Origin of the sequence: Salinivibrio sp. IB574, assembly GCF_001996205.1 — a bacterium.
Lineage (GTDB): Bacteria > Pseudomonadota > Gammaproteobacteria > Enterobacterales > Vibrionaceae > Salinivibrio > Salinivibrio proteolyticus.
Map to the genome: position 1 here is coordinate 1 of NZ_MUFN01000039.1, position 11,842 is coordinate 11,842.

The window sequence follows — 11,842 nt, forward strand, 5'->3', positions numbered from 1 at the left end:
TGATACCGTGGTGGGGGCATACTTTGTCGAATGGGGCATTTATGGCCGTAACTTCGATGTCAGTCAGGTGCCCGCGGGGAATCTCACCCACATCTTATATGGCTTTATCCCCATTTGTGGCCCCAATGAGTCATTAGGCGACATCGAAAATGGCAACAGCTTGCGCGCACTTGAGCTCGCCTGCCAAGGCTCAAAAGACTATGAAGTGGTGATCCATGACCCTTGGGCGGCGGTTCAGAAAAAACTGCCCGGCACACCAGCTAAAGATCCGATTGGTGGCACTTATGCGCAAATGATGGCGCTCAAGCAGCGCTACCCGGATCTGAAAATTCTCCCATCTGTGGGCGGCTGGACCCTATCAGACCCCTTCTATGATTTCACCGACAAAGCCAACCGTGATGTCTTTGTTGCGTCGATGAAAGAGTTCCTACAGACCTGGAAATTCTATGATGGGGTCGACATTGACTGGGAATACCCAGGCGGTGGCGGTGCCAACCCAGATCTGGGCAATCCAGATAAAGACAGCCAAGCCTACGCGGCCTTAATGCGTGAGCTGCGCGCGATGTTGGATGAGCTCGAAGCCGATACCGGCCGTGAGTACCAACTCACCTCGGCCGTCGGTGCCGGTTATGACAAAATCGCCAACGTCGATTACAGTGCCAGCGCGCCGTACATGGATTACATCTTTGCCATGACTTACGACTTTTTCGGCGCGTGGAATAATGTCACCGGTCACCAAACCGCCCTTTACTGCGGCAGCCATATGAGCGCCGATGAATGTGATGGTACTGGCGTCGATGATAACGGCGAGCCCCGCAAAGGCCCTGCCTACACGCTCGATAATGGCGTGCAATTACTGCTAGAAAGCGGCGTACCACCGGAAAAAATGGTGATTGGCACCGCGATGTACGGCCGTGGCTGGGAAGGCGTTTTCCCTGCCAATGCGACCGATCCTAGCAACCCGATGACCGCACCCGGTAACGGCCCGATCAAAGGCAGCACCGCAGACGGTATTTGGGAAGCGGGCGTGATTGACTACAAAGGCATCGTCAAATCCATGCTCGGCAGCGCGGGGAACAAAGCCAAAGGCCAGTATGTGCGCAATCACAACTTCGCCGGTTTGTTTGCTTGGGAAATCGATGCCGACAATGGCGATATCCTCAATGCGATGCACGAAGGCCTAGCACAGGATGGTCAGCCGCCAGTCAATAATGCTCCAACCGTCACCCTTGCGCAGCAAAGCTATACGCTGGCGCCCGGAGCATCGTTAACCATTGCCGCCAATGGGCGTGATCGGGATGGCGATATCCTGACCTATCGCTGGCAAGGCGATACGGCGCTGACCCTGACTAATAGCGACACGGATTCGGTCACCGTGACCGCCCCCGATGTGAGCACCAGCACCGATTATTCCCTGTCTGTGACGGTATCGGATGGTCAAGCCAATGCCGAGGCCAGCACGACTATTAAGGTGGTGGTACCGGGTGAAAACCAAGCCCCCACCGTGGCACCTATCGCCCCTGTTAGCCTGAAAAGCGGTGAGCAAACCCGCGTGACGATTGAGGCAAACGACCCAGATGGCGATACACTCAGCTACACCTACCGTGCATCCGGCGATCTGGCCGTTGCTGGCAGCGGTGATCAGGTGACGCTGACCGCGCCCACCGTGACGGAGAATCGCGACTATGTGGTCACGGTCGAGGTCAGCGATGGCGACAAAACCACGCAAGCGCAATTCACGGTAACCGTGACGGCGGCCAGTGGCTTACCAACGTGGGATGAAAACACCGTGTATGTCGGCGGCGATCGCGTCCTGTATCAAGGGGTTGAGTATCGCGCCAAGTGGTGGACCAAAGGCCAGCGCCCAGACCAAGGCGATCCATGGGAGCGCGTCGGGGATAGCCAAGCCAACCAAAGCAGTGAATGGCAAGCGACCGTTGCTTATTCCGGTGGCGATGAAGTTGAATATAACAACCAACGCTACCAAGCCAAGTGGTGGACGCAAGGCGAAAAGCCGGGCAGCGCCGCGGTCTGGCAATTGCTGTAACGGTTTTTCACTTCCCTCAATGACAAAACGCCCCAACAGGGGCGTTTTTCTTCAGCGGTGGACAAGAGACAAGGCACTTAACGACGCTGACGCACCGCTTCATACAAACAGACGCCAGTTGCCACGGACACGTTCAAGCTCGACACGCTACCCGCCATTGGGATCCGAATCAGCTCATCACAGGTTTCACGCGTCAAACGGCGCATGCCATCTCCTTCTGCGCCCATCACTAAGGCGAGCGGCCCCACCAATTTGGTGTCGTAAACATCATGATCGGCCTCACCCGCCGTGCCCACAAACCACACGCCCTGCTCTTTGAGCGCACGCATGGTTCGCGCTAAGTTGGTGACGCGCACTAAAGGCACGACTTCAGCGGCGCCACAGGCGACTTTTCGCGCCGTAGCATTGAGCTGAGCGGATTTGTCTTTCGGGACAATCACTGCACTGACTCCCGCCGCATCCGCGGTACGCAAGCACGCCCCCAAGTTGTGGGGGTCAGTTACCCCATCAAGCACCAGCAGCAAGGGACTCTCGGTATTGGCGAGGATCGCCTCCAAGTCATTTTCGTTATACTGACGGCCCGCTTTGACACGTGCCACAATCCCTTGGTGCGACGCACCTTGGGTTTTGTCGTCTAACGCTTTGCGGCCGACTTGCTGAATACTGATCCCCAGCATCGCTAATTCGTTTAGTACAGGCACCAAGCGTTCGTCTTGACGGCCTTTTAGCACCATCACGTCAATAAAGCGAGATGGATCAGTCGCAAGCACGGCTTGGACGGCATGAATGCCGTAAATGGTTTCATTACTCATGGGTTACTTCTTTTTCTTGACCGCTTTAGGTTTTTGCTTCTTCGCCTTTTTCTTGCGTGCTTTTTCCGCAGGCGACTTACCTTTGCCCTTCTTGCCTTTTTTCTCTGCAGGGGCCTTGTCTTCTTCAACGCTAGGCACGGCGCCACGTTTCAGTTGCTGACGCACGGACATTCGCTCGCGACGGGCTTGTGGGTCTTTATTCGACTCCGCACGGCCTTTCTTGCGTTTGTCACGGGCTGTTTTCCCCGGGCGACGGGCTTTGCGCTCAGAGCCTACCAGCTCAAAGTCGATTTGTCGCTCATCCAAGTTAACGGCTAAGACTTTCACGGTCACCTGATCACCGAGTCGGAACACACGTCCCGATCCTTCACCGACCAAGCGTTGACCCACCATATCAAAGCGATAGTAATCATTATCGAGGTTGGAAATATGGACCAAACCGTCGATATGTAACTCATTGAGGCGAACAAAGAAGCCAAAACCAGTAACATTGGCAATCACGCCTTCCAACTCATCACCAACGTGATCTTGCATATATTCGCACTTAAGCCAATCAGCCACATCACGGGTAGCATCATCAGCACGACGTTCGGTTTTCGAACACTGCTCGCCGAGCACATCCATATCGTCAAATGAGTAGTGGTAGCCACCGGTCGGGGTCCAACGGTCTTGGTTTTTACCCGCTTGTTTGGCAATCAAGTATTTGAGTGCACGGTGCAATAGCAAATCCGGATAGCGACGAATAGGCGAGGTAAAGTGTGCGTATTGCTTGAGTGCCAAACCAAAGTGGCCTTGGTTATCCGCTTGATACACCGCTTGCTTCATCGAGCGGAGCAACATGGTTTGGATCAGTTCACTGTCAGCGCGACCATGCACCACATGCATCAGTGCCGCGTAGTCTTTCGGCGTCGGCTCAAGGCCGCCGCTGAGACTCAAGCCTAACTCGCCTAAGAAATCTTTAAAGCCACTGAGGCGCTCTTCGCCCGGCGCTTCGTGGACACGATAGAGCGCTGGCTCTTTGTGTTTTTCCACAAAACGCGCCGACGCGATATTGGCCAAGATCATACACTCTTCGATGATCTTGTGCGCATCGTTACGCTCCACCGGCACAATACGGTCGATTTTACGCTGTGCGTTGAAAATAAACTGGGTTTCCACCGTCTCGAACTCAATCGCCCCGCGTTGTTGGCGAGCCTCACTGAGCACTTTGTACATATCGTGCAAGGTCTCTAAGTGCGGTACCAGAGAACGGTAGCGCTCACGCAACTCCTCATCGCCTTCAAGGATGTGAGACACCTTGGTATAGGTCAGACGCGCGTGGGAATTCATCACCGCTTCGTAATGCTTGTAGCCAGATAACGCACCTGACTCAGAAATCGTCATCTCACACACCATACACAAGCGATCGACTTGCGGGTTCAGCGAGCATAAGCCATTGGACAGCACTTCCGGCAACATGGGCACCACTTGATTCGGGAAGTACACCGAGTTACCGCGGTTTTGCGCTTCTTTATCCAACGCCGAATCAGGTCGCACATAGTAGCTGACATCGGCAATCGCTACCCACAGACGCCAGCCGCCCGAGCGTTTACGCTCGCAATAGACCGCATCATCAAAGTCGCGGGCATCTTCACCATCGATGGTCACCAGTGGCAAATCACGTAGATCGACGCGGCCCTCTTTGGCTTTTTCTGGTACTTCCTCACTCAAGCTTTTCACTTGCTTGAGTACCGCATCCGGCCATTGGTGGGGAATATCGTGGGTGCGCATCGCAATTTCGATTTCCATGCCGGGCGCCATGTTCTCGCCCAGCACTTCAACAATCTTACCGACAGGATTGGTTTGTCGAGTCGGGCGCTGCATGATCTCGACCACCACCACATTGCCCATACGCGCACCTTGGGTTTGCTCTTTGTCGATCACGATGTCTTGACCAAGACGGCTATCATCGGGCACGACAAAGCCCATGCCATCTTCCACAAAGTAACGGCCCACGATCTGACCTTGGCGTGCCTCGAGCACCCGTACTACACGGGCTTCTTTGCGGCCACGCTTATCGGTGCCGACACCTTGGGCTAAAATCACATCACCGTGCATCACGCTACGCATTTGATGGTGCGGTAACATCCAATCATCGTGATTGCCTTTGCCTTCTGGGCGTAGAAAGCCAAAGCCGTCTCGGTGACCGATGACAGTGCCTTTAACCAAGTCTAATCGCTCGGGTAAGGCGTAGCACTGGCGACGGGTAAACACCAATTGGCCATCACGCTCCATAGCGCGCAGGCGTCGACGTAAGCCTTCATACTGTTCATCACCGGCGAGCCCCAAGTGTGCGAACAGATTGTCTCGACTTACCGGCGCTTTAAAGCTGCGTACGACCTCGAGCAGGTGTTCACGGCTAGGGACGGGATTGTCATATTTTTCTGCTTCACGAGCTTGGTGCGGATCGGCCGCAATGCCTGTGGGCGTATTTTTTGTCGAACCTGTGTCTTGCGACATAGACCTTTTCCTATTGGCGTATGTTGATTTCATTATWTCTGTTAACTGACGCTAATGCGCCGCGATGATCGCAGTTTGACGTTTTGTTTCAGCGTCTTGCTTGTAAACAACGAGAGGAATATGGCGCAGGCACCATATCGAATCAGATTGGAAACAGATGAGTGGTAACGAGTATAACGAATTTGTGTGACAAAATCGCTTATTGTGCTTACCAATAACTGGTGCGACGTTTGGCGCGCGCAATAATGTTTTGTGGCATACGCGCTTCTAGCGCAGCACGCAGCTGAGCAATCCGATTGCGAGTTTGGGTGTCCGCGGTAATAGTTTGGTACAACCAACGGTAAGCATCTTCATAATCGAGCGGCGAGCCGACATCATCCACTAGCAGCTCAGCCAGTAAGATGCGTGCACGCGTATCCCCCAGCGAAGCCGCTTCACGCAGATAAGGAATGGCTCGGCGCTGGTCCTGCTGGACGAGCGTGCCATTGGCATAATAGCGTCCCAGTTGCTCGAGTGCCGCGGGCAAGCCTTGTTGTGCCGCCAGCTTCATGTAGTAAACACCCAGCTCCGCATCCTGATCCACACACACGCCCCACGCCAGCATATCACCGTATAAAAACTCATAGGCGGGCGATCCAACACGGGTGGCACGGGCTTCAATATCTTGGATCAATTGGCACTCGTCCTGCTTCACCCGTTCAAGGTGAGAGTTAGTTTCGAACAAGGCAATCAATTCGCTCTCTTCATACACAGGCACAGCGGGGCCGACGTCCGCTTTGGCCGCTGCTGTTGACAACAAAAGAGAAAAAACTAGCGTTCGAAACTTCATGCCTACTCGCTATCAAAACAAAAAACTAAGCAGCAGCGTCAGGGCTACCTGTGCCTTTTTTGTATCGGCGCTATGTGAAATGACTTTAGCAAAGGCGGCAAGTTTTTTCCGCTATCGCGCGATCTCGATTCCAAGCTGGGCGAAAAAAGCATTAAAAAAGCCAGCGACAAGGCGCTGGCTTTTACCATTCAAAGCAATTGCTTATTCAGCAAACGGATGTACTTTGATGATGGTTTCGTTACGGTCAGGACCGGTTGAAATAATATCAATCGGCACACCGGTCAGCTCTTCGATACGCTTGATGTAATCGAGCGCCGCTTGCGGCAGTTCGTCGAGAGATTTCACCCCAAAGGTGTTCTCGCTCCAACCAGGCATGCTTTCATAGATAGGCTCGATGTTTTCGTACGCGTCAGCGGCCAGAGGGGATACCTCAACGGTTGAACCGTCTGCCATCTTGTAACCGGTACAAATTTTGATTTCTTCCAAGCCGTCCATCACGTCAAGCTTGGTCAGACAGAAACCTGACACTGAGTTGATTTGTACTGCACGACGCATCGCAACCGCATCAAACCAACCACAACGACGTTTACGGCCGGTGGTCGCACCGAATTCGGCACCTTTAGTACCAAGGTGCATGCCAATCTCATCATCCAACTCAGTCGGGAATGGACCCGCACCGACACGCGTACAATACGCTTTAGCAATACCCAAGATATAGCCAAGGTGACGCGGACCAAAACCAGAGCCTGCAGCAACGCCGCCAGCAGTGGTGTTCGACGAAGTAACGTACGGATAAGTACCGTGGTCGATGTCTAGCAAGGTGCCTTGTGCGCCTTCAAACATGATTTTGTCACCACGTTTGCGGGCATCATCAAGCTCTTGAGTCACGTCCATCACCATACCAGTAAGGATGTCCGCTTGCTCCATGACTGTCGCCAAGGTCTCTTCATAGCTCACAGGCTCAGCCTTGTAGAAATGCTCAAGCTGGAAGTTATGGAATTCCATCACTTCTTTTAGCTTTTCAGCAAAGGCTTCTTTGTCGAACAGATCGCCAACACGCAGACCACGACGTGCCACTTTATCTTCGTACGCAGGCCCGATACCACGACCGGTCGTACCGATGGCTTTCTTACCGCGTGCTTGCTCACGTGCTGCGTCAAGCGCAATGTGATATGGCAGGATCAGAGGACAAGCTTCTGACAGGAATAGGCGCTCACGAACCGGCACACCGCGCGCTTCCAGCTCACCCATTTCTTTCAGCAGAGCATCCGGCGACAGCACAACACCGTTACCGATGATACATTTAACGTTGTTGCGAAGGATACCAGAAGGAATCAAGTGTAGGACGGTTTTCTCGCCGTCGATGACAAGAGTATGACCAGCATTGTGACCGCCTTGGTAGCGAACCACGTATTTTGCGTCTTCAGTCAAAAGGTCAACGATCTTTCCCTTACCTTCGTCACCCCATTGGGTGCCGAGAACTACTACGTTATTACCCATCTTTTTCGATATGCAGCTAGTTAAAAATGGATTCTAGCACCTTCAAAAAACGGTTGCAGTTATTTTTTAACCATAATGTCGTTTTCTTACCATGGGCTTGTCACGTCAAGCTGACAGCCCCTTGGTTAACTCAAGAGGTAATAGGCCAATACCGCACCGATCACCACCAAGCAACCTCCGATACGTCGCAACTGATTATCCGGCTGCTGGCTCAGCTCAGTCACCATTTGTCGCCATTGCTTGGGGAATAACATGGGCCCTAGCCCTTCGACCACCAATACCAGCGCAAGCGCTGCCCATAATGTCGTCATGATTCATCCTCCTACATTGAATCTTGCTGTGCGCGATAAGCCGAAGACAAAAAAAAGACAAGGCGCAGTGCCTTGTCTTTTCTCGCGGTTATTGCGGTTTATTTATTGATCACGTCAGGCTGCTTCATGTATTTGAAGAAGTCACTTTTCGGATCAACCACCAGCATATCGCTCTTACTGTTAAAGCTTTTACGATAGGCTTGTAGCGAGCGTACAAAGCTATAAAACTCAGGCTCTTTCTTGAACGCGTTAGCAAATAGCTTCGCCACTTCCGCGTCAGCTTCACCACGGGTGATCCGCGCTTGACGCTCTGCTTTAGACAGAATGGTCGCCACTTCTAGCTCAGCTTGCGCGCGAATAATTTCCGCTTGCTCACGCCCTTGTGCACGATGACGACGGGCAACCGCCTCACGCTCAGCACGCATACGTGCATAAATAGACTCACTGATTTCACTCGGCAGGTTGATACGCTTGATACGCAAGTCAATCAACTCAATACCCAAATCACGTGAACCTTCGCTCGCCGCACGATCAAGGACACTTTTCATGACCTCATCACGCTTTTCAGACACAATTTCTTTAATGGTTTTGCTACCGATTTCGGCACGCAAGCCATCCGCGACACGACGCTGCAACAACGACTCGGCAGTCAGTTTGTTACCCCCACCGGTGGACAGGTAATACTGGCCAAAGTCTTTGATACGCCACTTCACGTAAGAGTCAATAATGACGTCTTTTTTCTCGGCGGTAACAAAACGGTCAGCACGGTCATCCATGGTTTGGATACGCGCATCGAGTGTGTTGACGCGATCAAACAATGGCAGTTTGAAATGCAGGCCCGGCTGATAGATTTTCGCCACGTCGTTATCCGCTTTAAGCACGCGCCCAAAACGGACCACGATGCTACGTTCGCCTTCACTCACCACGAAGATCGACATCAAAAAGACAACAACGGCTAGGACGACAACAGGGATCATCATCTTACGCATGCTTAGTATCTCCCTTCTCGTGATGAACCAGAACGCGGCGCCGACTCTTGCTGGGTTGGCTGTGCGCTTTGCTCAAGCTCAATACCATATTGGCTGCTCGACGTCTCTTTACGCTGGTTCGGTCCAACGGCTGCGCCTCCCATTAGTTTATCGAGTGGGAGATATAACAGATTGCTGTTGCCGCTTTGCGAATCCACCATCACCTTACTGGTGTTGCTGTAGACTTCTTCCATGGTCTGAATATACAGACGGTTACGCGTTACGCGTGGGGCTTCACGGTACTCAGGCAAGAGCTTCTCAAATTGAGACACTTCACCTTGTGCTTCGTTAACCGTACGCTCTTTGTAACCCAATGCGGCTTTTTTCAAGGTTTCCGCACGACCGGTTGCTTTTGGCAATACGTCATTACGATAGGCTTCAGCTTCACGGATAAAGCGCGCTTCATCCTCTCGTGCTGCAATCGCATCATCAAACGCGTCTTTCACTTGCTCCGGTGGGCGCGCATATTGGAAGTTCACATCCACCACCAACAGTCCCATGTCGTACTTATCAATGATTTTGTTGAGTTCCACTTGGGTACGCTCACGCACTTCTTGACGACCACGGGTGATGATATCGTCCATCAAGGAGTCACCGACCACCGCACGAAGCGCTGAATCTGTGGCTTGACGCAAGCTATCGTCAGCATTGGTGACGCTGTAAAGATATTGCTGTGGATCCATCACGCGGTATTGCACGTCCATTTCAACGTTCACCACGTTCTCGTCTTTGGTCAGCATAAGACCCGAACTGTTCAGAGAACGGATAGATTCAACGTTGACAGTGCTGACCGTATCCACAAAGGTAGGTTTCCAGTTCAAACCAGGCTGCACGATCCGGTCATATTGTCCAAAACGCAGCACCACACCCCGCTCGGCTTCGCCGATGGTGTAGAACCCAGAGATCCCCCAAACAATCGCGCCAATCAGTGCAAGTACACCTAGACCGGCGACTCCTCCCCCAAAGGATGGGCCTTTGCCTTTACGGCCTCCGCCGCCTAAGCCACCGAGTTTGCGGCTTAGCTTGTTAAATAGTTCATCAAGATCCGGTGGGCCTTGATTCCGGCCACCACGATTGCCCCAGGGGTCTTTATCGGGACCGCCATTGTTTCCTGGCTCATTCCACGCCATTCGCGCTCTCCATCAAATTGATCTGACGATAGTTTTTTACTTTAGCAGCCTAGTCGCTGACGATAAAGTCGCCAAGGTGACTGCCTTCTCTTTTTTCCAGCCGATACCAATCTGTTTGTGGCAAACGCACATCAACGAGTAAGTGACCATCGTCTTGGTACTCCTCGTGCACAATGCAGCGCATCTGACAAAACTTACTGTGCATTCGGCCCGCCATGCTTGGTGGCAACCGCAGGCGATGTTTCACCATAGTGCCAGCCAAACGCTCGGTGAGGGCTTCAAATATCAGCGAAATTCCTTGTCCGGATAGCGCCGAGACCCATACCGCTTGTGGGATCCCCTCGTCGTCTCGTTCAATACGAGGTTCAGCGCGTTCTAGACTATCGATTTTATTCATGACAATCAGACGAGGCACATCAGCGGCGTCAATTTCTTCTAGCACGCTGTTGACCGCTTCCATATTGTCACGGTACCTGTCATCACTGGCATCGACCACGTGCAGCAGCAAGTCCGCTTCTTGGGTTTCTTGCAAGGTTGCTTTAAATGCAGCCACCAAGTCATGCGGCAGGTGGCGAATAAAGCCCACCGTGTCGGCAAGAATTGAGGGACCAACATCCTCCACTTCAATCCGGCGTAAGGTCGGATCGAGGGTGGCAAACAACTGATCCGCGGCATACACACCCGCTTCAGTGATGCGGTTAAATAACGTTGATTTCCCAGCGTTGGTATAGCCTACGAGTGAGATAGTGGGCACTTCCGCGCGCGCTCGCGCACGACGCCCCTGCTCTCGCTGCTTAGCGACTTTTTCCAACCGACGAAGAATCGCTTTTACCCGATCTCGCAATAATCGACGGTCAGTTTCCAACTGGGTTTCACCCGGCCCGCGCAAACCAATCCCACCTTTTTGCCGCTCAAGGTGAGTCCAGCCTCGCACCAAACGCGTTGACAGGTGGCGTAGCTGGGCCAGCTCTACCTGCAACTTACCCTCATGGGTGCGTGCACGTTGGGCAAAGATGTCGAGGATCAAACCGGTTCGGTCTAATACCCGACACTTAAACAATTGTTCCAAGTTACGCTCTTGCGCCGGTGATAATGCGTGATTGAAGATCACGACATCGGCACCGACTTGGCGTACGGTGTCAGCGACTTCTTGCGCCTTACCCTCACCGACAAAATACTTGGGATGTGGTGACTGACGGCTGCCGACAACAACTTGCAAGGCATCGACACCCGAGGACGACACCAGCATTTGAAACTCGCTGAGATCGTCCCACTCGCCATCATGGGTAAAATTGATATGAACGAGTACAGCCTGTTCACCGGCCTCGTAACGGTCAAACAAGCAAACAGCTCCTTAGCAAATGAATGCTCACTCCTCAGGTTTATCCTGCTGACGATCACCGTGTGAACGCTCGGCAGAACCCTGGTTATTGTTATGGTGGCTGACTGGACGTGCAGGCACGACGGTTGAGATCGCGTGCTTATACACCATCTGGTTAACCGTGTTTTTCAGCAGAATCACGAATTGATCAAACGATTCAATCTGGCCTTGCAACTTAATGCCATTCACCAAGTAAATGGAAACGGGAATACGCTCACGACGTAGCGCATTTAAGAATGGGTCTTGTAATGATTGCCCCTTAGCCATTATTTCTTTTCCTTATTTGTTTGTAATTGTAGTCAATC

10 protein-coding genes are annotated in these 11,842 nt (G+C 52.6%); 1 reads left to right on the top strand and 9 read right to left on the bottom strand.

Features of this window, described 5'->3' with window-relative positions; translation table 11 throughout:
* The coding region (locus tag BZJ17_RS15060; protein ID WP_108743834.1) for a glycosyl hydrolase family 18 protein at positions 1-2,047 on the top strand (2,047 nt) is incomplete at its 5' end.
* A 77-nt stretch (positions 2,048-2,124) separates the two neighbouring features.
* On the opposite strand, the gene rlmB is transcribed toward BZJ17_RS15060, so the two are convergent.
* The 9 genes from rlmB to hfq all read right to left on the bottom strand — a co-directional run bounded on the left by rlmB (position 2,125) and on the right by hfq (position 11,804).
* Positions 2,125-2,859: a 23S rRNA (guanosine(2251)-2'-O)-methyltransferase RlmB gene (gene rlmB / locus BZJ17_RS15065; RefSeq protein ID WP_077457597.1), complete on the bottom strand. Its 735-nt coding sequence runs from the start codon at positions 2,857-2,859 to the stop codon at positions 2,125-2,127.
* Between the two features lie 3 nt (positions 2,860-2,862).
* Positions 2,863-5,358, bottom strand: coding sequence for a ribonuclease R (gene rnr / locus BZJ17_RS15070; protein ID WP_069589703.1), 2,496 nt, complete (start codon positions 5,356-5,358; stop codon positions 2,863-2,865).
* A 208-nt stretch (positions 5,359-5,566) separates the two neighbouring features.
* A complete protein-coding gene (locus BZJ17_RS15075) occupies positions 5,567-6,187 on the bottom strand; it encodes an SEL1-like repeat protein (protein ID WP_069589705.1) in 621 nt (206 codons plus the stop codon).
* A gap of 201 nt (positions 6,188-6,388) precedes the next feature.
* A complete protein-coding gene (locus BZJ17_RS15080; RefSeq protein WP_069589706.1) occupies positions 6,389-7,687 on the bottom strand; it encodes an adenylosuccinate synthase in 1,299 nt (432 codons plus the stop codon).
* Positions 7,688-7,812: 125 nt separating this feature from the next.
* Positions 7,813-8,001 (bottom strand): DUF2065 domain-containing protein, encoded by a 189-nt coding sequence (locus tag BZJ17_RS15085; protein ID WP_198534190.1) that lies wholly within the window; start codon positions 7,999-8,001, stop codon positions 7,813-7,815.
* Between the two features lie 95 nt (positions 8,002-8,096).
* Entirely contained in the window at positions 8,097-8,987 is an 891-nt protein-coding gene (gene hflC / locus BZJ17_RS15090) for a protease modulator HflC (RefSeq protein ID WP_077457591.1), read from the bottom strand.
* Positions 8,988-8,989: 2 nt separating this feature from the next.
* Positions 8,990-10,156, bottom strand: coding sequence for an FtsH protease activity modulator HflK (gene hflK, locus BZJ17_RS15095; protein WP_069589710.1), 1,167 nt, complete (start codon positions 10,154-10,156; stop codon positions 8,990-8,992).
* Between the two features lie 49 nt (positions 10,157-10,205).
* Positions 10,206-11,498: a ribosome rescue GTPase HflX gene (hflX, locus tag BZJ17_RS15100; RefSeq protein WP_069589711.1), complete on the bottom strand. Its 1,293-nt coding sequence runs from the start codon at positions 11,496-11,498 to the stop codon at positions 10,206-10,208.
* 27 nt (positions 11,499-11,525) lie between these two features.
* Complete coding sequence (gene hfq / locus BZJ17_RS15105) at positions 11,526-11,804, bottom strand: RNA chaperone Hfq (protein WP_069589712.1); 279 nt, start codon at positions 11,802-11,804, stop codon at positions 11,526-11,528.
* Positions 11,805-11,842: the final 38 nt, after the last annotated feature.

What these genes read in the sequence shown, in the direction of transcription:
- BZJ17_RS15075 (WP_069589705.1), bottom strand. Translation starts at nt 6,187, where the DNA reads ATGAAGTTTCGAACGCTAGTTTTTTCTCTTTTGTTGTCAACAGCAGCG.
- rnr (WP_069589703.1), bottom strand. Translation starts at nt 5,358, where the DNA reads ATGTCGCAAGACACAGGTTCGACAAAAAATACGCCCACAGGCATTGCG.
- BZJ17_RS15080 (WP_069589706.1), bottom strand. Translation starts at nt 7,687, where the DNA reads ATGGGTAATAACGTAGTAGTTCTCGGCACCCAATGGGGTGACGAAGGT.
- hfq (WP_069589712.1), bottom strand. Translation starts at nt 11,804, where the DNA reads ATGGCTAAGGGGCAATCATTACAAGACCCATTCTTAAATGCGCTACGT.
- rlmB (WP_077457597.1), bottom strand. Translation starts at nt 2,859, where the DNA reads ATGAGTAATGAAACCATTTACGGCATTCATGCCGTCCAAGCCGTGCTT.
- hflK (WP_069589710.1), bottom strand. Translation starts at nt 10,156, where the DNA reads ATGGCGTGGAATGAGCCAGGAAACAATGGCGGTCCCGATAAAGACCCC.
- hflC (WP_077457591.1), bottom strand. Translation starts at nt 8,987, where the DNA reads ATGCGTAAGATGATGATCCCTGTTGTCGTCCTAGCCGTTGTTGTCTTT.